This window comes from Brevundimonas sp. (genome assembly GCF_016742135.1).
In the GTDB taxonomy this organism is placed as follows: domain Bacteria; phylum Pseudomonadota; class Alphaproteobacteria; order Caulobacterales; family Caulobacteraceae; genus Brevundimonas.
In genome coordinates this window covers 296,119-316,854 of sequence record NZ_JACVCG010000002.1, presented here as the reverse complement: position 1 = coordinate 316,854, position 20,736 = coordinate 296,119, and the positions used below count along the sequence as shown (strand labels likewise).

At 66.2% G+C, this 20,736-nt stretch carries 23 protein-coding genes; 8 read left to right on the top strand and 15 right to left on the bottom strand.

Going from position 1 to position 20,736, the window contains the following annotated elements:
- Positions 1-45 precede the first annotated feature (45 nt).
- Positions 46-1,185, bottom strand: coding sequence for an isobutyryl-CoA dehydrogenase (locus IBJ06_RS05130; RefSeq protein ID WP_292157892.1), 1,140 nt, complete (start codon positions 1,183-1,185; stop codon positions 46-48).
- A 111-nt stretch (positions 1,186-1,296) separates the two neighbouring features.
- Between IBJ06_RS05130 and hemB the strand changes: the two genes are divergently transcribed.
- Both hemB and IBJ06_RS05120 read left to right on the top strand, forming a co-directional pair.
- Complete coding sequence (hemB, locus tag IBJ06_RS05125) at positions 1,297-2,301, top strand: porphobilinogen synthase (RefSeq protein WP_292157890.1); 1,005 nt, start codon at positions 1,297-1,299, stop codon at positions 2,299-2,301.
- Between the two features lie 103 nt (positions 2,302-2,404).
- Positions 2,405-3,130, top strand: a complete 726-nt coding sequence (locus IBJ06_RS05120; RefSeq protein WP_292157889.1) for a carbonic anhydrase — start codon at positions 2,405-2,407, stop codon at positions 3,128-3,130.
- Here the strand turns inward: IBJ06_RS05120 and IBJ06_RS05115 are convergent.
- Positions 3,127-3,993 (bottom strand): NAD(P)-dependent oxidoreductase, encoded by an 867-nt coding sequence (locus IBJ06_RS05115; RefSeq protein WP_292157887.1) that lies wholly within the window; start codon positions 3,991-3,993, stop codon positions 3,127-3,129. The two genes, IBJ06_RS05120 and IBJ06_RS05115, sit on opposite strands and share 4 nt — an antisense overlap.
- A complete protein-coding gene (locus IBJ06_RS05110) occupies positions 3,990-4,496 on the bottom strand; it encodes a flavin reductase family protein (RefSeq protein WP_292157885.1) in 507 nt (168 codons plus the stop codon). Before IBJ06_RS05110 ends, IBJ06_RS05115 begins: the two co-directional genes overlap by 4 nt.
- A 104-nt stretch (positions 4,497-4,600) precedes the next feature.
- On the opposite strand from IBJ06_RS05110, the gene IBJ06_RS05105 reads away from it, so the two are divergent.
- Both IBJ06_RS05105 and IBJ06_RS05100 read left to right on the top strand, forming a co-directional pair.
- Entirely contained in the window at positions 4,601-5,500 is a 900-nt protein-coding gene (locus IBJ06_RS05105; protein ID WP_292157883.1) for a flagellar motor protein MotB, read from the top strand.
- A 151-nt stretch (positions 5,501-5,651) separates the two neighbouring features.
- On the top strand, positions 5,652-6,386 hold the full coding sequence (locus IBJ06_RS05100; RefSeq protein WP_292157881.1) for an arginyltransferase: 735 nt from the start codon (positions 5,652-5,654) through the stop codon (positions 6,384-6,386).
- A 220-nt stretch (positions 6,387-6,606) separates the two neighbouring features.
- On the opposite strand, the gene IBJ06_RS05095 is transcribed toward IBJ06_RS05100, so the two are convergent.
- The 7 genes from IBJ06_RS05095 to IBJ06_RS05065 form a co-directional block, all read right to left on the bottom strand.
- Positions 6,607-6,942, bottom strand: a complete 336-nt coding sequence (locus IBJ06_RS05095; RefSeq protein WP_292157879.1) for a hypothetical protein — start codon at positions 6,940-6,942, stop codon at positions 6,607-6,609.
- A 340-nt stretch (positions 6,943-7,282) separates the two neighbouring features.
- The gene (locus tag IBJ06_RS05090; protein WP_292157877.1) at positions 7,283-8,299 is read right to left on the bottom strand and encodes a M48 family metallopeptidase; all 1,017 of its coding nucleotides are present in this window, start codon (positions 8,297-8,299) and stop codon (positions 7,283-7,285) included.
- Positions 8,300-8,304: 5 nt separating this feature from the next.
- On the bottom strand, positions 8,305-8,874 hold the full coding sequence (locus IBJ06_RS05085) for a LemA family protein (protein WP_292157875.1): 570 nt from the start codon (positions 8,872-8,874) through the stop codon (positions 8,305-8,307).
- 95 nt (positions 8,875-8,969) lie between these two features.
- The gene (gene parC, locus IBJ06_RS05080) at positions 8,970-11,171 is read right to left on the bottom strand and encodes a DNA topoisomerase IV subunit A (RefSeq protein ID WP_292157873.1); all 2,202 of its coding nucleotides are present in this window, start codon (positions 11,169-11,171) and stop codon (positions 8,970-8,972) included.
- 90 nt (positions 11,172-11,261) lie between these two features.
- A complete protein-coding gene (locus tag IBJ06_RS05075; RefSeq protein WP_292157871.1) occupies positions 11,262-12,908 on the bottom strand; it encodes a M20/M25/M40 family metallo-hydrolase in 1,647 nt (548 codons plus the stop codon).
- Between the two features lie 51 nt (positions 12,909-12,959).
- Entirely contained in the window at positions 12,960-13,691 is a 732-nt protein-coding gene (gene recO, locus IBJ06_RS05070) for a DNA repair protein RecO (protein ID WP_292157869.1), read from the bottom strand.
- On the bottom strand, positions 13,691-14,167 hold the full coding sequence (locus IBJ06_RS05065) for a nuclear transport factor 2 family protein (RefSeq protein WP_292157867.1): 477 nt from the start codon (positions 14,165-14,167) through the stop codon (positions 13,691-13,693). The genes recO and IBJ06_RS05065 overlap by 1 nt, the downstream gene beginning before the upstream one ends.
- Before the next feature lie 454 nt (positions 14,168-14,621).
- On the opposite strand from IBJ06_RS05065, the gene IBJ06_RS05060 reads away from it, so the two are divergent.
- The 4 genes from IBJ06_RS05060 to IBJ06_RS05045 are packed head-to-tail and all read left to right on the top strand — an operon-like array spanning position 14,622 to position 16,374.
- Positions 14,622-14,969 (top strand): metalloregulator ArsR/SmtB family transcription factor, encoded by a 348-nt coding sequence (locus IBJ06_RS05060; RefSeq protein ID WP_292158518.1) that lies wholly within the window; start codon positions 14,622-14,624, stop codon positions 14,967-14,969.
- The gene (locus IBJ06_RS05055; protein ID WP_292157865.1) at positions 14,953-15,453 is read left to right on the top strand and encodes an SRPBCC family protein; all 501 of its coding nucleotides are present in this window, start codon (positions 14,953-14,955) and stop codon (positions 15,451-15,453) included. The genes IBJ06_RS05060 and IBJ06_RS05055 overlap by 17 nt, the downstream gene beginning before the upstream one ends.
- 1 nt (position 15,454) lies before the next feature.
- A complete protein-coding gene (locus IBJ06_RS05050; RefSeq protein ID WP_292157863.1) occupies positions 15,455-15,931 on the top strand; it encodes an SRPBCC domain-containing protein in 477 nt (158 codons plus the stop codon).
- Positions 15,932-15,945: 14 nt separating this feature from the next.
- Positions 15,946-16,374: a VOC family protein gene (locus tag IBJ06_RS05045; protein ID WP_292157846.1), complete on the top strand. Its 429-nt coding sequence runs from the start codon at positions 15,946-15,948 to the stop codon at positions 16,372-16,374.
- Between the two features lie 4 nt (positions 16,375-16,378).
- Here the strand turns inward: IBJ06_RS05045 and gmk are convergent, their stop codons facing one another.
- The 5 genes from gmk to IBJ06_RS05020 all read right to left on the bottom strand — a co-directional run bounded on the left by gmk (position 16,379) and on the right by IBJ06_RS05020 (position 20,628).
- A complete protein-coding gene (gene gmk, locus IBJ06_RS05040; protein WP_292157844.1) occupies positions 16,379-17,020 on the bottom strand; it encodes a guanylate kinase in 642 nt (213 codons plus the stop codon).
- Positions 17,010-17,894, bottom strand: a complete 885-nt coding sequence (locus IBJ06_RS05035) for a YicC/YloC family endoribonuclease (protein WP_292157842.1) — start codon at positions 17,892-17,894, stop codon at positions 17,010-17,012. Before IBJ06_RS05035 ends, gmk begins: the two co-directional genes overlap by 11 nt.
- Complete coding sequence (gene mltG / locus IBJ06_RS05030) at positions 17,891-19,000, bottom strand: endolytic transglycosylase MltG (protein ID WP_292157839.1); 1,110 nt, start codon at positions 18,998-19,000, stop codon at positions 17,891-17,893. The genes IBJ06_RS05035 and mltG overlap by 4 nt, the downstream gene beginning before the upstream one ends.
- Positions 18,990-20,282, bottom strand: coding sequence for a beta-ketoacyl-ACP synthase II (fabF, locus tag IBJ06_RS05025; RefSeq protein WP_292157837.1), 1,293 nt, complete (start codon positions 20,280-20,282; stop codon positions 18,990-18,992). The genes mltG and fabF overlap by 11 nt, the downstream gene beginning before the upstream one ends.
- Positions 20,283-20,388: 106 nt before the next feature.
- On the bottom strand, positions 20,389-20,628 hold the full coding sequence (locus IBJ06_RS05020; protein ID WP_092312098.1) for an acyl carrier protein: 240 nt from the start codon (positions 20,626-20,628) through the stop codon (positions 20,389-20,391).
- Positions 20,629-20,736: the final 108 nt, after the last annotated feature.

Below are 20,736 nucleotides of genomic sequence, written 5' to 3'. Positions count from 1 at the left end.
GGGCCACCAGGGCCCACCACGACCAGGGCAAAGAGGACGTGCCCCTCATTGCCGCATCATCTCCCGCGCGGTGATGACGCGCATGATTTCATTGGTGCCTTCCAGGATGCGGTGCACCCGCAGGTCGCGGACGATGCGTTCCAGCGGATAGTCCTTCAGATAGCCATAGCCGCCGTGCAGCTGCAGGGCCTCGTCGGCGATCTGGAAACAGGCGTCCGTCGCCAGCCGCTTGGCCATGGCGCACCATTTGGTCTTTTCGGGATGGTTGGTGTCGATGGCCCAGGCGCCGCGCAGCACCATCAGGCGGGCGGCCTCCAGCTGCGTCGCCATATCGGCCAGCTTGAACTGGGTGTTCTGGAAGTCGCCGATCGGCTTGCCGAACTGTTTGCGGCTGGCGACGTAGTCCTGCGCCGTTTCCAGCGCCAGCCGCGCCCCGCCCAGCGAACAGGCGGCGATGTTCAGCCGTCCACCATCCAACCCCATCATGGCATAGCGGAAACCGTGCCCCTCCTGTCCCAGCAGGTTTTCGGCAGGCACGCGGCAGTCATCGAACTGAACGATGGCGGTCGGCTGGCTGTTCCAGCCCATCTTGCGTTCCTGCCCGCCAAAGCTGAGGCCCGGCGCGTGCTTGTCAACGACGAAGGTCGAAATGCCCTTGGGCCCGTCCCCGCCCGTGCGGGCCATCACCACATAGACATCCGACGAGCCCGCACCCGAGATGAAGGCCTTGGATCCGTTCAGCACCCAGTGGTCGCCGTGCCGCACCGCCGTGGTCCGGAGCGCCGCCGCATCCGAGCCCGAGCCCGGCTCGGTCAGGCAGTAGCTGGCGATCTTCTCCATGGTCACCAGCGCCGGGACATAGCGGGCGCGCAGCTCGGCCGAGCCGACGCTGTCGATCATCCAGGTCGCCATATTGTGGATCGAGATGAAGGCCGCGGTCGAGACATCGCCGCGCGACAACTCCTCGAAGATCACCGCCGATTCGACCCGGCCCAGCGCCATGCCGCCGTGCTCCTCGCCGGTGTAGATGCCGCAAAACCCCATCTCAGCGGCCTGGCGCATGACGTCGACCGGGAAATGTTTGGTCTCGTCCCATTCGGCGCTGTGCGGCGCCAGCTCGGCCTCGGCAAAGGCGCGGGCGGCGTCCTGAATGGCGCGCTGGTCTTCGGTCAGGGCGAAATCCATGGGGGTCCTCTCTTGTCCTGTCGCAGGCCTTCTAGAGCATGGCGGCGCAAACTGAACCCCCGGCGACCGGCTGCGGCTTTGCCGTCCGCCCGGCAAGGGTTATGAGGCGGCATGTCCACGCCCGTCTTTCCCGCCAGCTTTCCCCTGACCCGCGGTCGCCGCCTGCGCAGCCAGCCCTGGGTGCGGCGTCTGGTCGCCGAGACGACCCTGACCCCGGCCGATCTGGTCTGGCCGCTGATCCTGCACGACGGCAAGGCCGACCGGGTGCCGGTCGCCACCCTGCCCGGCGTCGACCGCCTGTCGACCGCCGCAGCCGTCGAAGCCGCCCGACAGGCGCGCGATCTGGGCATTCCGGCCGTCGCCCTGTTTCCCAATGTCGACAATGCGCTGAAGGACTCGGTCGGCACCGAGGCCACCAATCCCGACGGCCTGGTCCCCGAGACCATCCGCGCGATCAAGGCCGCTGTCCCCGACATCGGCGTCATCACCGATGTGGCGCTGGACTGCTACACCGACCACGGCCACGACGGCGTGGTCGAGGACGGTCGGGTGCTGAACGACGCCTCGCTGGAGCGACTGGCCGAACAGGCCTTCATCCATGCCCATGCCGGGGCCGATGTCGTGGCCCCCTCCGACATGATGGACGGGCGGGTTCAGGCCATCCGGGAGGCGCTGGAAGCCAACGGATATCAGGACGTTATGATCCTGTCCTATGCCGCCAAATACGCTTCGGCCTTCTACGGGCCCTACCGCGATGCGGTGGGGTCCGCCAAAGCCCTGGTCGGCGACAAGCGCACCTATCAGATGGATCATGCCAATTCCGACGAGGCCCTGCGCGAGGTCGCCATGGACCTGGCCGAGGGTGCCGACGCCGTCATGGTCAAGCCGGGCACCCTCTATCTCGATATAATCCAGCGGGTTCGTCAGACCTTCTCGGTTCCGGTCTTCGCCTATCAGGTGTCCGGCGAGTACGCGATGATGCAGGGGGCCATCGACGCCGGCTGGCTGGACGAGGAGCGCGCCATCCTCGAAAGCCTCGGCGCCTTCAAGCGTGCGGGCTGCAGCGGCGTCCTGAGCTACTTCGCCCCGCGCGTCGCCGAATGGCTCAATCGCTGACCGCTTGACAGAGACGCACTGTCACCGGATTTACGCCGAACGCTGTTAACCATTCAGGCGTCAGGCGCTGGGGTCGTCTGCCGTTCGCGTTTCCGGGGGGTGCATGGGGTTCTTCGGCTTTGGAAAGAAGGCGCCGCGCGCCGTAACCGCCCTCGGCGACGGGCCGGGCGGCGCGACCACTCTCGAACGGCCCATGGAGCCTGCGGCCCAGCCCGTTGCGCCGCCGCCTCCCGCGCGTCCGACGCCCGATCAGGCCCTGGCCGAACTGAAAGCCGGCAATGAGGCCTTCCTGCGTGGCGAAAATAACCTCGGCTACGTCAAGGTGGATGATCTGGAACCGCTGCAGGGCGGACAGAATCCGATTGCCACCATCGTCGGATGCGCCGACAGCCGGACACCACCCACTATTCTTTTTAATCAGGGGTTTGGACGACTGTTCTCAATTCGTGTGGCAGGCAATACCGTCGACCGTCGCGGCCTCGCCTCCATCGTCTATGCAGTCAAACACCTGAACTGTCCTCTGGTGGTGGTCATGGGGCATACCGGCTGTGGGGCGGTGGCGGCGGCCGAGGCCATCGTCGACGGGGCCATGCCGCTCGACCCGTCGCTGGAGGAAATGATCGTGCCCATCATTCCCGCAGTGCTCGAGGCCCGCCGGTCGGACGCGACGGACATGGCGGTCAAGGCCGTCGAGCTGAACGCCCTGCGGGTCGCCGACAAGCTGCGCGTAGCCGACGCCTCGCTGGCCGATGCGCTGGAGGCCGGCACCCTCAAGGTTGTCGCCGCCGTTAAACAGATGCAGACGGGCGAGGTGAAATTCCTGGGCTAGGTCCGCCTGCGGGCCTGCAAGCGCGCGGCCAGGCTTGAGGTGTCCCAACGGGCCCCGCCCATGGCCTGAACCTCGGAATAGAACTGGTCGACCAGGGCGGTAATGGCCAGATGGCTGCCATTGGCGCGGGCTTCTTCCAGCACCAGCCCCAGGTCCTTGCGCATCCAGTCGACGGCAAAGCCGAAATCGAACTGACCCGCGGCCGCCGTCTTCCAGCGATTGTCCATCTGCCAGCTCTGGGCCGCACCCTGCGAAATGGCCTCATAGACGGCGTCCGTGTCGAGACCTGCTGACCGGGCGAAATGCACGGCCTCGGCCAGCCCCTGAACCACACCCGCGATGGCGATCTGGTTGACCATCTTCGTCAGCTGCCCGCTGCCCGCCGGTCCCATGTGCCTGATCGCCTTGGCATAGACGGTCAGCACAGGCTCGACGCGGGACAGGGCCCCGGCGTCGCCGCCGACCATGATGCTCAGCTTGCCCGCCTCGGCCCCGGCCTGCCCGCCCGAGACCGGCGCGTCGAGGAAGGCCATGCCCCGCTCGGCCGCGACGGCCGCCATGTCGCGCGCCACCCGGGCCGAAGTGGTAGTATGATCCACAATCACCGCGCCGGGGGCCAACTCCGGCAAGGCCGCCCCCACGACCTCGCGTACATCGTCGTCATTGCCGACGCACAGGATGAACAGGTCCACGCCCCGTGCGGCCTCGGCCGCCGTGCCTGCCGCCGTCCCGCCGGTCGTCTTCGCCCAGGCTTCGGCCTTGGCCGGGCTGCGGTTGTGGCCGATGACCTCATGGCCCGCCGCGACCAGATGCCCCGCCATGGGGGCGCCCATCACACCCAGACCGGAAAATGCGACCTTCATTCCACGCCCTCCTGGATGCGCCCATAGCGGCCCCGGAAGAAGGTCAGGCCGGCCCCTTCATGGGCCTCGAAATGCTCAACACGTCCGACCAGGATCTGATGATCCCCCATGGATATCTGCCGGTGCAGCACACAGTCAAAGCGCGCCAGGCCGCCCTTCAGCACCGGTGCCCCGGTTTCCGCCTGCCCTGTCTCTTCCGCCGCCAGCCGGCAGTCACCCCGGCTGAAGCGGTCCGCCCAGCCGGCCTGATCCACGCCCAGCACATGGACCGAAAAGGGCTTGCCCTGCAGAAACGCCCCGGCCCGCTCGGCGCTGTCGTCCAGACACCACAGCAACAGCCGCGGCTCCAGCGACACCGAGGTTACGGAATTGACCGTCATGCCGACCGGGCCCGAGGCCCCCTCGACCGTCACCACACAGACGCCGGTGGCAAAGGCCCCCATGGCGCGGCGATAGGCACGGCCTTCCGCGCCGTCGGGTTCAGGGGAGGAGAAGTCGGTCACGCGGCGACCTTAACGCCCACGCAGGGGCACACAAGCCGGGCGACACGGGAAACGTCGCCTTAACCTTGATCGACCAAGGATGCGCCCAATCCAGTGAGGCGCCCATGTCCCTGAGCGATCGTCCGATCCTCATCAAGAAGGTCAAGAAGGTTGCGGGACACGGCCACCACGGCGGCGCGTGGAAGGTGGCCTACGCCGACTTCGTGACGGCCATGATGGCCTTCTTCCTGCTCATGTGGCTGATCAACACCACCGACCCCGAACAGAAGCGCGGCATCGCCGAATATTTCGCCCCGGCCAGCATCTCGGCCACCACATCGGGCTCGGGCGGCATTCTGGGCGGGACGGCCCTGGGGGATGACGGCTCCAAGAGCTCGGGCTCCATGTCGGTCATCACGCAAATGGCGCCCGAAGCCCCCGACGCCCCGGACCAAGCCGGACAAAGCAGCCATCTGGCCGCCGCCAGCGAGACGGCCCTGCGCGAAGAGATCGCCCGGCGCGAGGCGGCCGACTTTGCCAGCGCCGCCGAGTCCCTGCGCCAGGCCATGCAGTCGATGCCCGAACTGGCCGAACTGTCGAAGCAGCTGATCATCGACCAGACCCCCGAAGGACTGCGCATCCAGATCGTCGATCAGGAGGGCCGCTCGATGTTCGAAGAGAATTCCGCACGCCCCAACCCGCGCGCCCAGATACTGCTGCGGGCCGTGGCGCGCATCATCACCGCCCTGCCGAACCGCATTTCGATCACCGGACACACCAGCTCGGTCGCCGGGTCGAACCGGTCCAGCGCCCCGGGCGACTGGAGCCTGTCGGCAAGGCGCGCCGACGCCGCCCGCTCCATCCTCGAAGGGGCCGGGGTGGATGTGGACCGGATCTATTCGGTCAACGGCAAGGCCGGGTCAGAGCCGCTCTATCCCGATGACCCCAGCCTGGCGGGCAACCGGCGGATTTCGATCATTCTGTTGCGCGAGGCGCCGGTCCTGCCCCGCGATACCAGCCTGTGACACCGGCCCCCGCCCTTAGCGCCTTGATGGCGAAGGGCCTTGCGCCCGAGCGCGGACTGGTTTCCCATCCCTGCATGCGTGGTGCGTGTCCGACAGGCCGAGACGTCCATTCCCGTGTCCGGGAGACCGGAGCCCGGCCCGGAGCACAGTCATGACCCGGCATGTGCCCCAGCGTCAGTTGCGCTTCTATCTGACCGCCATGGCCCCCTGCCCTTATCTGCCGGGCAAAATCGAACGCAAGGTCTTCGCCAACCTGCCGTTCAGCGACGGAGCCGGGGTCAATGACGAGCTGACACAGGCCGGCTTCCGCCGCAGCCAGAACATCGCCTATCGCCCGGCCTGCGAGGGATGCGACGCCTGCGTTTCGGTCCGCGTGCCGGTCTGCGGCTTTTCGCCCTCGCGCTCGCAGAGGCGCGTCCTTCACCGCAATGCCGATCTGACCCGCGACCAGGTGGAGGCCGAAGCCACCATGGAGCAGTTCGACCTGCTGCGCCGCTATCTGCTGGCCCGCCACGCCGGCGGCGGCATGAGCGACATGGGCTGGGATGATTATGTCGCCATGGTCGAGGACACGGCCGTGCGCACCCACCTCATCGAATACCGCCTGCCGGCCGCGGGTGCCGGCCCCGGAGACCTGGTCGGGGTGGTCCTGACCGATGTACTCTCGGACGGGCTGTCGATGGTCTACAGCTTCTTTGATCCGGTCATGCCGCGTCGCAGTCTCGGCCAGTTTGCCATTCTGGATCACCTGATGCAGGCGCGCGAACAGGCCCTGCCCTTTGTCTATCTGGGCTATTGGATCCAGGGTTCGGCCCGGATGGACTACAAGGCCCGCCTTCGCCCGCTTCAGGCCCTGACCCGCGAGGGCTGGCGCGACCTGCCCTAGGTCGTGTGCTCATAAGCGACGCGCGACGCCCTCCAAAAAACGGACTCGCGGAATGTCCGCTGGGGGTGGGAAGCGGACACTGGAACGCAGACTTAGGTGGCTGCGAGAACTTCAGCCGCTAACGCCCATCGCGACCGCGCTTTTGTCAGGCTATTCATCACCTCGTCGCTGAGATCACGATCCACTAACCGACCGGTCCGTGTGATCAATGCATCATGACCTATGCGGACGCACTTTTTGTAATGAGTTTTTTTGCTCTAAGTATGTCCCTAAAAAGAAATCCTCCCCAGAAAACCATGCATCCAAATGCTATTGATAATAGGAAAATATCCATGTTTTGATTATCACCAATCATAGCAAAAATGACTGCCAGCGCTATAAATATGGTTCTAGTGCGCCAGATAAATCCGATATCCCTGTAGAACTTAAGTTCCATAGACTCATCAAATGTTGCACCACTGCTATAAATTGATACAATCATTGGACCGCCAACTAATCGCATGCCAGCCCAATCCATACTAAGCAGAATAAAAAATAGTGCTATAGCTTTAATCATCTGATCATACAACTAAGCATTGCCCCGACAGTTAAATCTTTAGACTCACCAGAAGCGGTTGGCCTGCCTCCGTTAGATAATTCAGGTTCGATGTTAGTTCATCTGCGTAAATTTGTAGTCGATGCGCAAGCGGGCAAGAGGGCGAGCGCAGATACGGAACTGGCGATCTAAAGCAAGGCTGTGTCTCCACGTTCTCATCCACTGCGGGAGCGGGCACCTGACAAGCTGGACGTGAGCCACGATGGCGTCCCATGGGGGAGTCCGCAATGGGTCGAAGGCGGACATTGACTTGCCGCTTGTAAGCGGACCCGTCGCATCGGCGATTTTATGGGTACACACCCTAACCGGCGCTGGGCACCGAGGTGGAGGAAGCGTAGGTCTGCTGCGACCACGGCCCGGAATCACGGCCGCCGCCGAACTTGACCAGCGCCTCGATCCGTTTCGGGATCGGGGGATGGGTGGCGAACAGCCCCATGACCCCGGCCTTCTCCGGCTGATTGTCGAGGAACATCCCCTGCAATTCGTCCGGAGCCTTCAGCGTCGAACGCCCCTCGATCTTGCGCAGGGCCGAGATCATGGAATCCGGGTTCTTGGTCAGCTCCACGGCACCCGCATCGGCCACATACTCGCGCGTGCGTGACAGCATCATCCGGATGACAAAGGCCAGGGCAAAGCCGATTGCGGCGATGGCGATCCCGATCAGGATCAGCGGGCCGGCATTCTTGTTGTTCCCCCGCCCGCCGCGCGAGAAAAACAGGCCGCGAAACACCAGCTCGGCCATGACGCTCAGAATCCCGGCAAAGATGGAGGCGATCACCATCGTCCGCACATCCTTGTTGATCACATGGGTCAGCTCATGGGCCAGCACCGCCTCGACCTCGTCGCGGGTCAGGGTGTTGATCAGGCCGCGCGTGACGGTCACGCTGTAGCGCCCCTCATGCAGGCCTGAGGCATAGGCGTTCAGCTGGTCCGTCTCGATGATCCGCAGGGTCGGCGTCCGCATGCCGCGCGAGATCGCCAGGTTCTCGAGCAGGTTATAAAGCTCGGGATTGTCGCGCCGCTCGACCTTGCGGGCGCCCGTCATGGCATCGATCATCGCTTGGCTGCCGAAATAGGCGATGGTGAACCAGATGGCCGCCATCACCACGGCGGCCGGCACGGTCCAGCCCAGCATGCCAGCGGCCAGCGCCGTGTCGTCGCCCAGGGTGCCGCCCGACCCCGGAATAATGCCAAAGCCCATAAGCACCAGTTGCAGGCCATACAGCACCAGCACCAGCAGCACCGGGAACATGGCCAGCAACACGATCGAGCGGGTGTTGTTCGCCCAGATATGGGTCTGGAGGCCGACAGCCTGCATGGACGCTAGAACTGCACCGACGGCGGGGCGGCGGTCATGGCCGCGCGCTCACCCTCGCCCACGTCAAAGAAGGGCTTGTCCGAGCCAAAGCCGACCAGGCCGGCGAACAGCACGGTCGGGAACTGGCGGCGGACGGCGTTGAACTCCGAGACAGCATTGTTGAAGAAGCGGCGCGCGGCGGCCAGTTTGTTCTCGATGTCCGACAGCTCGGTCTGCAGTTGCTGGAAATTGGTGTTGGCCTTGAGATCCGGATAGGCCTCCGACACGGCGAACAGGCGGCCGAGGGTGGCCGTCAGCATGTTCTCGGCCTCGACCTTGTCGTTGACCGAGGTCGCCCGGGCGGCGGCTGCGCGCGCCTGGGTCACGGCATCCAGCGTGGCCCGCTCGTGCGTGGCATAGCCCTTCACCGTCTCGACCAGATTAGGGATCAGGTCCTGACGCTGTTTCAGCTGCACATCGATGTCGGCGAACGACTGGTCCGCGCGCTGGTCCAGCGCCACCAGCCTGTTGTAGCCGCCGACGACGACAAGCAGGATGAAGGCGACGATGACGCCGATAACGATCCAGGTGATCATGATGCGGTTCCTTTGCTGACGAACGCCCTTATCGCGCGAACCGATCCCCGCACCCAAGTGAAATCGGCGTTATGTCCGCAAGGAAACCCGCGCCGTCAGCGGAATTTGCGCAGACCTCGCGGTCCCTGACGCCCGACGGCAGCGCGCTTGCCGACCCAGTCGCGCCAGTCGGGCCAGTTGCGGCGGCGCCCGCCGCCATCGACCCACTCCGGTCCGGTCTCCTCGGCAAAGACCGTGGCATCGGCCATGCCGCCCTGACGGTAGGACTGGAACTTCACGCCCTTGCCCCGGCTCATCTCGGGCAGTTCGGCCAGCGGGAAGATCAGGGCCTTGATGTTGTCGCCGATCACCGCGACATGGTCGCCGGTGATGCGCAGACACACCGCCATTTCGCCGTTCAGCACCTGTTTGCCGCCGCGCTTCTGGGCCAGCAACTCATCCTCCGGCGCGACGAAGCCATAGCCGGCCCTGGATCCGACCAAGAGCTTCGCCCCCGGCTGGTGCGCCAGCAGGGCGACGATCTCCGCGCCCTCCTCCAGATCGATCATCAGGCGGATCGGCTCACCGTGCCCGCGCCCGGACGCCAGCTTGTCGGCCCCGATCGTGAAGATGCGCCCGTCGGTCGCCGCCACCAGCAGCTTGTCGGTCGTGTACGCCGGCACCAGGAAGGCCAGGCTGTCGCCCTCCTTGAATTTGAGCTCGGACGGATCGTCGACCTTGCCCTTGGCCGCCCGGATCCAGCCGCGTTCCGACAGGATGACCGTGATCGCCTCGCGCGGGATGAAGGCCTCGACCGGCGCGCTGGCACCGCCCTCGGGCGCCTCGCCAAAGATCGTGCGGCGGGGCGACGGCAGGGCCTTTCGCACCTCGGCCAGATCCTGACCGATGCGCTTCCACTGCCGCGCCCGGGAATCCATCAGCGCCCGCAGCCCGGCCAGCTCTTCGGTCAGTTCCTTGTACTCGGTCTCGATGGCCATCTCTTCGAGCCGCGCCAGATGCCGCAGCCGGGTGTCGAGCACAAAGTCCGCCTGCACCTCGGTCAGGTTCAGCCGGGAGATCAGCGCGGCCTTGGGCTGTTCCTCCTCGCGGACAATGCGGATCACCTCGTCGAGGTTGAGGAAGACGATCCGCAGGCCTTCCAACAGATGCAGTCGTTTTTCAATCCGCTCTGCCCGCCAGTTCGAGCGACGGATCAGCACCTCGCGGCGGTGATCCAGGAAGGCCTGCAGACAGGCCTTCAGCCCCATCACCCCCGGCGTGCCCGTCGCATCCAGCACATTGATATTGACCGGGATACGGACTTCCAGATCGGACAGCCGGAACAGGCTCTCCATCAGCACCTCGGGCTCGACCGTGCGCGCGCGCGGGTCCAGCACCAGCCGGATGTCCTCAGCCGACTCATCGCGCACATCGCCCAGCAGCGGCGCCTTCTTCTGGTCGATCAGATCCGCCAGCGCCTCGATCAGCCGGCCCTTCTGGACCTGATACGGAATCTCGGTGACGACGATCCGCCAGGTGCCGCGCTCCAGATGTTCGACCTCCCAGCGCGCGCGCAGGCGCAGGCCGCCGCGACCCGTCTCATAGGTCTCCAGCAGCGAGGCCTTGCCCTCGACCAGCACGCCGCCGGTCGGGAAGTCCGGCCCCGGCATGTGCTGCATCAGGGTCTCGGTCGAAGCCTCGGGGTCCTCCAGCAGGATCAGACAGGCCTCGATCAGCTCGCCGACATTGTGGGGCGGAATCGAGGTCGCCATGCCCACGGCAATGCCCGATGAGCCATTGGCCAGCAGGTTCGGAAAGCCCGCCGGCAGCACGACCGGCTCCTGGTCCTGATCGTCATAGGTGGGGCGAAAGTCGACCGCGTTCTGGTCGATCCCCTCCATCAACAGCACGGCCGCCGGCGTCAGCTTGCACTCCGTGTAGCGCATGGCCGCCGCGTTATCGCCGTCAATATTGCCGAAATTGCCCTGACCGTCGACCAGCGGATAGCGTTGGGCAAAGGCCTGGGCCATGCGCACCAGGGCGTCGTAGATCGAGGCATCCCCGTGCGGATGATAGCCGCCCATGACATCGCCCACGACCTTGGCGCATTTGCGCGCCGCCGCCTGCGGGTTCAGCCGCATCTGGTGCATGGCGTACAGGATCCGCCGATGCACGGGCTTGAAGCCGTCCCGCACATCGGGCAGCGCCCGGTTGGTGATGGTCGACAGCGCATAGGCCAGATAACGCCGCGACAGGGCGTCCGCCATCGGCTCATCAACGATACGGCCGCCGTCGGGCGGAGGGGTGTGCAGGGTCATGGCATCAATACAAAGGGGAAGCGGTAGACGAATCGCCCGCCGCCTCGGTCAGTCTAGGCTGAAATCGGTGCGGACGGGTGTCCGCCAGGCTCAGGGGCGGGTGGCGCGGCGCCCCCCCGGGTCGAACAGGTCGCCGAATTCATCGCCTTCGTACCACAGGGGGCGGTCCTCACCATCGGCGATGGCCCGGGCGATCGAGGTGTTGACCCGCACGAACCGGGCGGCCGCAGTCCAGTCGAACGGCAGGTCCGACTGGTCGCTGACCTGGTGATAGTTGTCCCGCAGGAAGGCCGCGATCGCTTCGCGCCCCTCTCCGCCCGGCCCGGTCGCCAGAAACACCGAAGGAATGCCGACCTTGACGAACTCATAGTGATCCGAGCGCACGAACAGGTTCTCTTCCGGCATGAAGTCCGGAACGGTGGCGACGCCGACCTCGGCGGTGGCCGCCGCAACAATGGTCCCCAGCGTCGAGTGGTCGGCGCCAAACGCGACGACATCGACGAAGTCATAGGTCAGGATCGGCATGTCCAGATTGACCACGCCGACGATGTTTTCCAGCGGCACGGTCGGGTCGGCGGCAAAGCGGCTGGAGCCCAGCAGGCCCAGTTCCTCGCCCGTCACCGCCAGGAACATGACCGACCGGCGCGGACGCTCATCCGACAGCGACAGGGCGCGGGCCACCTCGATCAGGGTGGCGATGCCCGAGGCATTGTCCATGGCACCGTTGGAGATTCTGTCCTCGGCGCTCTCGTCATCCGAAATGCCGACGTGGTCCAGATGGCCCATCACCACCACGACCTCATCGGCGACCGACGGATCCGAACCCGGCAGCATGGCCACGATATTGGGGCTCTCGAAATAGCGGGCTTCGGCCGTCAGGCTGACGCTGGCCGCACCCGGGATTTCAAATCCCTTCGGCGAGGTCCCGGCGGCAGCGGCGTCCTGGATGGCCCGCAGGTCCTGACCGGCCGCCTCGAACAGCAGGGCCGTGGTCGGCTGCGACAGGAAACCTTCGACCCTGATCCCCGGCGCATCGCCCTGCGGCACACCGTCGGCGGTGGCCCAGCGGGTCTGGGGTTCCCCGAAATAGCCCATCAGGGCCGACCACGGGATATTCCGCGTGTCGGCCGAGTGGATCATGATGTAGCCGACCGCGCCGTGCTGAAATGCCGTCGTCGCCTTGGCCGATCCCAGATGGGCCGCCAGTTCGCTGGGCAGACCTTCGGGCATGCCATAGAGCGCCAGCACCACCTTGCCCTCGACGTCCAGCCCCGCATAGTCGTCCAGACCATGGCTCGGCACATCCAGGCCATAGCCGACGAAGACAAAGCCGGTGTCGAAGGCCACCTCACCGACCTGCGTCGGCATCAGGGCCACGCCGTCGCCCTGGCTCCAGCGGTGGGCGGTGCCGTCCGGGCCGGTCCAGCTCAGCTGGCCCGCAGACAGGCTGATCTCGGCGAAATTGACGGGCTGGCGCCAGCTGGTCCGCTCGGCATTGCCCGCCGGGGTCAGCCCTAGCGAGAAGAAGTGGCTCTCGACATAGAGGGCCGCCAGCTCATAGCCGCGCGAGCCCGTATCCCGGCCCTCCAGGGCATCATGGGCAAGGAAGGTCACATGGGCCTCCATCCGCCGGGCCAGACCGGCGTCCTCCGTCGACTGGGCCAGGACCGGCGCGGCCAGCCCGGCCAGCAGCAGCGACAGGGCGGCGCCCAGACCTGCAAGACGACGATGGATCATGGTGTGACTTCCCCGATTACTTTCGGCGCGACCCTAGTCTCCCGACTGGGCCTATAACAAGCCGGATCGCCGCAGGCGCTCGATCATCCAGTCCCGCGCGGGCGGCAGGGGCTTGTCACGCGGATGAAAGACCCAGGCCTCGAGGAAATGGCCGGTCAGGGCCAGGCCCAGGCCGACATCCCCTTCCACGACCGCCGCCTGATTGCCCAGCAGGAAGGGCGGCAGGCCCAGCAGGCGATCGGCATAGGGCGCACCCTCGGTCCGGCTGACCGCCCTCCCCGTGCGCGGGCTGACCCAGGCCAGGTCATCCGTCGCCCCCGACACCGCACAGACATCCAGATTGAGACCGAACCCCAGACTGGCCAGCAGCCCCAGCTCGAAGCGGATGAACACGGCGGGCCAGACCGCATCGTGGGCAAAGGCCGACATCAGCGCCTCCATGGCCGCGAAGACACCCGGCTCGGGCTCCCGCTCCGGCAAGGCGCCCTGCACCACGGCGGTTGCAGCCGCCAGCCCCGCCAGGGCCAGCGGCGAGTCGAACAGCTGGCTGATGTCCTCGCCTCGCGGTTCCAGCCGGGCCGAGCCCAGCTGGCTGTCGTCCCGGGCCCGAAAGGCGGCCCGTACCCGTGACCCCGGCTGCAGAAAGGGCTTCATCCGGCGTGACGCGCCGCCCGCGACATAGGTCATCCGCCGCCCGTGATATTCGGTCAGCAGGTCCGCGACCACGCCCGTATCGCCGTGGGGACGGGCCGAGAGCACAAAGGCGTCGTCCTCGAACTCCATCAGGGCCGGGCGGCTTCCCCTGCGCGGATCACGGCCACGACCTGGCGCGCGACCTCATTGGGCACGGCAAAGCTCAGCACATATTGTTCGATCTTCCAGCCCTCGTCGGTCAGCCTCAGCACGCCCGAGCCACGCACCGTGCCATAGCTCGCATTCTCCAGCACCTCGTCGAACACCGCCACACACCGGCACGCGATCGGCAGGATCGACAGGTCCCGGGTGATCACCTGATAGTCCCAGCCCTGCCCCCGGCTGAAATAGGGCGTGGCATAGGCCTCGAACTCCGCCACGGTCCAGCGCTCGGTCGCATCCGTGCCGATGAAGCGAGCATCCGGCGTGAACAGGGTGAAATAGGTCTCACCGTCCGCCTCGCGCGCAGCCTGATGCAGGGCATCAATCACCGCCCCCGGATCCTGGGCCCGCGCGGGACCGGTCACGAGCGTCAGCGCGGCGAGAATGGGAACAAGGGCTTTCATGATCCGCTCCAGCATAGGGACCGCCCCAGCATCCCTCAATGCGGACCGCCTGTCTCTCGCTGATTGAGTGCTGGGCTCACGCCCTCAAACAGGATGGCCGCGCCAGAATTGCCACTCCTGACCAGATCCGCGTGTGCCCCCTGTGATGAACATTTTCCATGAGTCCCCTCTCCGTTGGGAGAGGGGGTTGGGGGTGAGGGGCTCAACGCGTCCTTCGGCGTGAGCCGCCGCACCGGTCCTGCCACGGCTTGCGCCGAATGAAGCCGCCGCCCCTCATCCGGCGCTCACGCGCCACCTTCTCCCATCGGGAGAAGGACGGAAACTCCAGCCGACGCATGCCCGAATTCAGACCATTCAGACGGTGAACCCGGATCCCCACGCTTCACTTAACCGATCGGTTGACAAGAGACAGACCCCCGGATATTTAACCCTTCAGTTACATACCATGGCTGCCATGACCCCCGACCCGCTCAGTGCCCAGTTCGCCGCCCTCGCCGACCCGACCCGTCGGGCCATTCTCGCGCGGCTGTGCGAGGGCGAAGCCACCGTCAACGAACTGGCCGAGCCGTTCGACATGAGCCTGCCGGCCGTGTCGAAACACCTGAAGGTGCTGGAAAAGGCCGGGCTGATCAGCCGCAGCCGCGAGGCCCAGTGGCGCCCCGCGAAACTGGAGCCCATGGCCCTGAAGGGCGTGGCCGACTGGCTGGAACACTATCGCCGCTATTGGGACGCGTCGTTCGATCGCCTCGATAGCTATCTGAGAAATCTGCAAAAAGGCAAAGACGATGGCCCACGAAACTGACAATCCGTGCGACACGGACGGAGCGGCCCACAATTTCGACCTGGTGCTGGAGCGCATTTTCGACGCCCCGCCCGAGAAAATCTTTCGCGCCTGGACCGAGCCCGAGCTGATCAGGCAGTGGCTGGCCCCCCGGCCCTGGACCATCACCGAAGCGGTCTGCGACCCCCGCCCCGGTGGGCTGACGAAGTTCACCATGCGCTCGCCCGATGGCCAGGAATTCCCGAACACAGGCGTCTTCCTCGAGGTCATCCCGAACCGGCGCATCGTCTCGACCGACGGCCTGACGCCCGACTGGAAGCCCGCCGGCCAGCCCTTCATGGTCAGCCGTATCGAGCTGGAGCCCCTGCCCGACGGCCGCACGAAATACACGGCCACCGCCCATCACTGGAACGAGGCGACGATGAAGCAGCACGAAGCGATGGGTTTCCATGACGGCTGGGGCCAGTGCGCTGACCAGCTGGGTGACCTGCTGAAGACCCTCTGACATGACCCTCACCGACGATCTCGCGACCCGCCCCACCCTGCACATGACGCGGGTGTTCGACGCGCCACGGCCGCTGGTCTGGATGGCCTGGACCCGGCCTGAGATGGCCGTTCAGTGGATGGGCCCGGTCGAATGGCCGGCCATCAGGGCCACCCAGGATTTCCGCGTGGGCGGCGAATGGCGAAAATGCCTGCGCTCGGTCGAGACGGGCGAAGAGCTCTGGCAGGGCGGCACCTATGTCGAGATCGTCGAGAACGAGCGTCTCGTCTTCACCTTCAAGTGGGACGAGAGCCACGAGGACGGCCCGCCCGCCGACACCCTGGTCACCGTGGTGTTCAGCGACACCGACGACGGCAAGACCCACATGGACTTCACCCACGCCGGCCTGAAGTCCCAGCGCAGTCTGGAAGGCCATCGTCATGGCTGGACCAGCACGACCGACCGGCTGGAAGCCTGGCTGGCCACTCACAAGGATTGAACGGGAGGAATTCCATGAAGATCGTCACCAGCCTCAGCTTCCGCGGCCAGTGCCGCGAAGCCTTCGAATTCTACGCAAAGGTTCTGGGCGGAAAAATCACCGCCGCCCTCCCCTATTCCGATGGCCCGCCCGACATGCCGGTGGGGGCCCAGTACAAGGACTGGCTGATGCACTGCTGGCTCGAGGTCGGCGACCAGGCCATCATGGGCGCGGACATGGACGTCGACTGGGCACCCGGCATCGACAAGCCGAAGAACGGCTTCGACGTCACCCTGCACACCGACGACATCGACGAGGCGCGCCGCTGGTATGACGCCCTGAGCGAAGGCGGAAAGGCCGTCATGCCGTTCGAGGCGACCTTCTGGTCACCCGGGTTCGGCAGCCTGATCGACAAGTTCGGCGTGCCCTGGATGGTCAACACCAATCCCGAAATGCCCGCTTAGAAGGCTAGACCTTCTCGTTCAGTAGGGCCTGTTGATAGGCCCGCACCCAGACGTTGCGAAACCGGCGCGACCGCTCCGCATGATAGATGTGGGCCAGCTCCGCATAGGAGCGGTCGAAGTCGTCATTGACGAACACATAGTCGAACTCGTCCGCGTGCTCGATCTCGCCTTTGGCGTTGCGGATACGGCGGTCGATGACCTCTTCCGCGTCCTGCGAGCGGGTCACCAGCCGTCGGCGCAGCTCTTCCAGGCTGGGCGGCAGGATGAAGACGCGTACGGCGTCCTCCTTGCAGCGGCGGGCCACCTCGCGGGCCCCCTGCCAGTCGATGTCGAACAGCACGTCCCGGCCCTCGGCCAGGGCCCGGTCGACCGGGGCGCGCGGCGATCCGTACAGATTGCCGTGCACATTGGCCCATTCCAGAAAGGCGTCCGCCTCGACCAGCCGCTGGAATTCCTCGCGGTCGACGAAATGGTAGTCGCGCCCCGCCTGCTCGCCCGGCCGGATGGGCCGTGTGGTCATGCTGACCGACAGCTCAAGCCCCGCGTGATCGGCCATCAGCCGCCGGCACAGCGAGGTCTTCCCCGCGCCCGACGGGCTGGCGACGATCAACAGGACGCCCCGGCGGGGCATACGCTCATTCGACATTCTGAACCTGTTCACGCAACTGATCGATGGTGGCCTTCAACGCCAGACCGACCCGAGTCAACTCCACCGTCGCCGATTTGGAACACAGGGTGTTGGCCTCCCGCATGAACTCCTGCATCAGGAAATCCAGTTTGCGTCCCGCCGGGGGCTGGCCCAGCAGGCGCCGCCCACTGTCCAGGTGGGCCCGCAGCCGGTCCAGCTCCTCGCGCACATCGGCCCGCGCGGCCAGCGCCGCCGCCTCGACCACGATGCGGTCCGCGACCTCCGGCGTGTCCGGCGTCAGCTCGGCCATCCGCCGGCCAAAGCGCTCGCGCACCGCCTCTGTCTGGGCGGCGGCCTCCGCCTCGGCCTCTTCAACCCGGTCGGCGATCTGGGCAAGGAAGCCCTCGATCAGAACAAGCAGCTGACGGCCCTCGACATGCCGCGCCTCGACCATCGCTGTCAGGGCCTGATCGATGCTGGCGCTCATGGCGGCCTCAAGCGCGGCCTTCTGGTCCTCGCTTTCCGCCTCCTCCGGACGGTCCAGAACACCGCGCAGCGCCAAGAGCCCGTCGGCGCGCGGACGCTCGGCCCCGCGCTCGACCAGGTCCAGCGACAGCGCCAGATAGCGATCCAGCAAGGCCTGATCGACGGAAACCTCCCCGGCGGCGTCTGCTTCGCGCCGCGCCTGCACGCCGAGCGTCACCTGGCCCCGGCTCATCAGCGCCTGGGCCTTCGCCTTCGCCTGCCGCTCAAGGCCGTCGAACCCGGGCGGGCCCCGGAAGCGGACCTCCAGACCTCGCCCGTTGACCGAGCGGGCCTCGACCGTCCAGACCCAGCCGTCAAGCGCCCCCTCCGCCCGGCCGAAACCGGTCATGCCGGACAGTCCGGTCATTCCGGCCGGGTCCCGCGCGGCAGGATGGTGATGTCGGCGCCCGTCTCTGGCGCGGGCTCGACCTGCAACGGCACCTCGGCCGGCGGCAAGCCCTGTCTCTGGCGTTCAATCGCCCGCCACCGCGCGACATTCTGCTGATGCTCAGCATAGGTCGAGGCAAAGGCGTGACCCCCGGTGCCATCCGCCACGAAGAACAGGGCGTCGGACCGCGGCGGGTTCAGGACGGCAGTGATCGCCTCCCGCCCTGGATTGGCGATCGGCGTCGGCGGCAGGCCGTCAATCTGATAGGTGTTCCAGTCCGTCCGCCGATCCAGCTCCGAGCGGCGAATGCCCCGCCCAAGAGGCCGCCCCTGGGTGATGCCATAGATGATCGTAGGATCGCTCTCCAGCCGCATCCCCAGCCGGATCCGGTTCGAGAAGACCGAGGCTACCATCGGCCGTTCCTCGGCCACGGCGGTTTCCTTCTCGACAATCGAGGCGAGGATCACGGCCTCCTCCGGTGAGCTGACCACTGTGTTCGGACTGCGCTGGGCCCACAACTCGGCGAGGTTGCGATCATGCGCCCTCTGCATGCGCGCGATGACCGAGGCCCGGCTTTCACCCCGCGTGATCTCATAGGTGTCGGGCCACAGCGTGCCCTCTTCCGGGATCTCGATCTGGCCGGTGAGAAGCTCTTCCGCCATCAGGATGTCAAAGGCCTGGGCCGAGGACCACCCTTCGGGCAGGGTCACATAGTGGCGCACCACCCGGCCCTCGACCAGCAGGCTGATGACCGAGCGCAGCGACGCGCCCGATGGCACCTCATACTCGCCCGCGCGCAGCTTGCGATCCGCCCCGGTCAGGGTCACCGCCGCCTTGAACATGTCGGTCGAGCGGATCACCCCGGCCTGCTTGAGCGTCGCCCCGATCGCCGACACGCCAGCCCCGCTGGGCAGCACCACGATGGTCGTATCGCCCTGGCGCGCCGAGGGCCCGGGTGCGTAAAAGACGCTCCAGCCCCAGATGAGGGCCCCGATCAGAAACAGGCTGAAGGTCGCCGATGCCGCCAGCAGGGCGGCTCCCAGCGGCCGTTTCGAGTCGGACGGCGCCAGCCCCTTACCCGCCACTCTGGTCGACCTTCTTCAGGATCAGGCTGGCATTGGTGCCGCCAAATCCGAAACTGTTCGACATGGCCACGTCGATCTTCATCGGCTTCGCCTTGTGCGGCACCAGGTCGATGGCGGTCTCCCGTTCCGGATTGTCCAGATTGATCGTCGGCGGCGCGATCTGGTCGCGGATGGCCAGCACGGTGAACACCGCCTCGATGGCCCCGGCCGCCCCCAGCAGGTGTCCCGTCATCGACTTGGTCGAGGACATGGCGACGGTCGAGGCCGCATCGCCCACCAGCCGCTCGACCGCGCCCAGTTCGATCCAGTCGGCCATGGTCGAGGTGCCATGCGCATTCACATAGTCGATGTCGCCCGGCTGGATCCCGGCCCGCTTCACCGCCGCCGCCATGGCTCGATACGCCCCGTCGCCGTCCTCGGAGGGCGCGGTGATGTGATAGGCGTCGCCGCTCATGCCATAGCCGACCACTTCGGCATAGATTTTCGCGCCGCGCGCCTTGGCGTGCTCATATTCCTCCAGCACCACGACGCCCGCGCCCTCGCCCATGACAAAGCCCGCATGGTCCTTGTCGTACGGTCGGCTGGCCTTCTCGGGCGTGTCGTTGAAATCGGTGCACAGCGCCTTGCAGGCCAGGAAGCCCGCGATGCCGATCGGCACGATCGAGCTTTCGGCCCCGCCCGCCACCATGACATCAGCGTCGTCCATGGCGATCATGCGGGCCGCGTCGCCGATGGCATGCACGCCCGAGGCGCAGGCCGTGACCACGGCGTGGTTCGGACCCTTCAGTCCATGGCGGATCGAGATCTGCCCTGACGCCAGATTGATCAGGGCCGAGGGAATGAAGAAGGGGCTGATCCGGCGGGGCCCCTTGGCCTCCAGCTCCAGCGAGGTATCGGCAATGGGGCCCAGCCCCCCGATGCCCGAGCCCATCATAACCCCGGTGCGTTCCCGGTCGTGATCGCTCTCGGGCTTCCAGCCGGCATCGGCCAGCGCCTCATCGGCGGCCGCAATCCCGTACAGGATGAAGTTGTCGACGCGCTTGCGGTCCTTGGCCGACATGATGCTGTCGGGGTCGAACACGCCCGGCGTGCCCGGCGTGCCGCCGCCCCGCCCGTCGACGCTCGGAACCTCGCCCGCGATCGTGCAGCCCCAGCCCTCGGTGTCGAAGGTGGTGATCGGCCGGATGCCCGACCGGCCTTCCAGAATGCCCTTCCAGCTGTGTTCCACGCCCGCCCCCAGAGGGGTCAGAAGGCCCAGTCCCGTCACGACGACACGACGCATCTTGGCGGCTCCTATCGATTCCACTGTGGCCACAAACACTAATGGCCGCCGGGCGGACCCGCTAGGGGCACACCACGGCGGCCATCGGGCCGGTTTCAGCCGGGCATCAGCCCGCCAGTTTCTCGTCGATGAACTTCACGGCATCGCCGACCGTCTGGATGTGCTCGGCGGCATCATCCGGGATCTCGATGTCGAATTCTTCCTCGAAGGCCATGACCAGTTCGACGTTGTCGAGCGAGTCGGCGCCCAGGTCGTCGATGAAGCTGGCCTTTTCAGTGACCTTGTCGGGATCAGCGTCCAGGTGGTCGATGACGATCTTGCGGACGCGTTCCAGAGTATCGGACATGGGTGTCTCTGCCTTGATAAGCCGCAGGGTGCGGCAGTTGTCTTACATGCCTGCCGTATGACGGCGTGGTCGTCGGCGCAAGCCTGAACCGGACTCGCCGCCGCCGTG

Excerpts from the sequence above, each read along its gene's own strand:
- IBJ06_RS05130 (WP_292157892.1), bottom strand. The coding sequence starts at position 1,185 with ATGGATTTCGCCCTGACCGAAGACCAGCGCGCCATTCAGGACGCCGCC.
- hemB (WP_292157890.1), top strand. The coding sequence starts at position 1,297 with ATGTCCACGCCCGTCTTTCCCGCCAGCTTTCCCCTGACCCGCGGTCGC.
- IBJ06_RS05120 (WP_292157889.1), top strand. The coding sequence starts at position 2,405 with ATGGGGTTCTTCGGCTTTGGAAAGAAGGCGCCGCGCGCCGTAACCGCC.
- IBJ06_RS05115 (WP_292157887.1), bottom strand. The coding sequence starts at position 3,993 with ATGAAGGTCGCATTTTCCGGTCTGGGTGTGATGGGCGCCCCCATGGCG.
- IBJ06_RS05105 (WP_292157883.1), top strand. The coding sequence starts at position 4,601 with ATGTCCCTGAGCGATCGTCCGATCCTCATCAAGAAGGTCAAGAAGGTT.
- IBJ06_RS05100 (WP_292157881.1), top strand. The coding sequence starts at position 5,652 with ATGACCCGGCATGTGCCCCAGCGTCAGTTGCGCTTCTATCTGACCGCC.
- IBJ06_RS05095 (WP_292157879.1), bottom strand. The coding sequence starts at position 6,942 with ATGATTAAAGCTATAGCACTATTTTTTATTCTGCTTAGTATGGATTGG.
- IBJ06_RS05090 (WP_292157877.1), bottom strand. The coding sequence starts at position 8,299 with ATGCAGGCTGTCGGCCTCCAGACCCATATCTGGGCGAACAACACCCGC.
- IBJ06_RS05085 (WP_292157875.1), bottom strand. The coding sequence starts at position 8,874 with ATGATCACCTGGATCGTTATCGGCGTCATCGTCGCCTTCATCCTGCTT.
- parC (WP_292157873.1), bottom strand. The coding sequence starts at position 11,171 with ATGACCCTGCACACCCCTCCGCCCGACGGCGGCCGTATCGTTGATGAG.
- IBJ06_RS05075 (WP_292157871.1), bottom strand. The coding sequence starts at position 12,908 with ATGATCCATCGTCGTCTTGCAGGTCTGGGCGCCGCCCTGTCGCTGCTG.
- recO (WP_292157869.1), bottom strand. The coding sequence starts at position 13,691 with ATGGAGTTCGAGGACGACGCCTTTGTGCTCTCGGCCCGTCCCCACGGC.
- IBJ06_RS05065 (WP_292157867.1), bottom strand. The coding sequence starts at position 14,167 with ATGAAAGCCCTTGTTCCCATTCTCGCCGCGCTGACGCTCGTGACCGGT.
- IBJ06_RS05060 (WP_292158518.1), top strand. The coding sequence starts at position 14,622 with ATGACCCCCGACCCGCTCAGTGCCCAGTTCGCCGCCCTCGCCGACCCG.
- IBJ06_RS05055 (WP_292157865.1), top strand. The coding sequence starts at position 14,953 with ATGGCCCACGAAACTGACAATCCGTGCGACACGGACGGAGCGGCCCAC.
- IBJ06_RS05050 (WP_292157863.1), top strand. The coding sequence starts at position 15,455 with ATGACCCTCACCGACGATCTCGCGACCCGCCCCACCCTGCACATGACG.
- IBJ06_RS05045 (WP_292157846.1), top strand. The coding sequence starts at position 15,946 with ATGAAGATCGTCACCAGCCTCAGCTTCCGCGGCCAGTGCCGCGAAGCC.
- gmk (WP_292157844.1), bottom strand. The coding sequence starts at position 17,020 with ATGTCGAATGAGCGTATGCCCCGCCGGGGCGTCCTGTTGATCGTCGCC.
- IBJ06_RS05035 (WP_292157842.1), bottom strand. The coding sequence starts at position 17,894 with ATGACCGGACTGTCCGGCATGACCGGTTTCGGCCGGGCGGAGGGGGCG.
- fabF (WP_292157837.1), bottom strand. The coding sequence starts at position 20,282 with ATGCGTCGTGTCGTCGTGACGGGACTGGGCCTTCTGACCCCTCTGGGG.
- IBJ06_RS05020 (WP_092312098.1), bottom strand. The coding sequence starts at position 20,628 with ATGTCCGATACTCTGGAACGCGTCCGCAAGATCGTCATCGACCACCTG.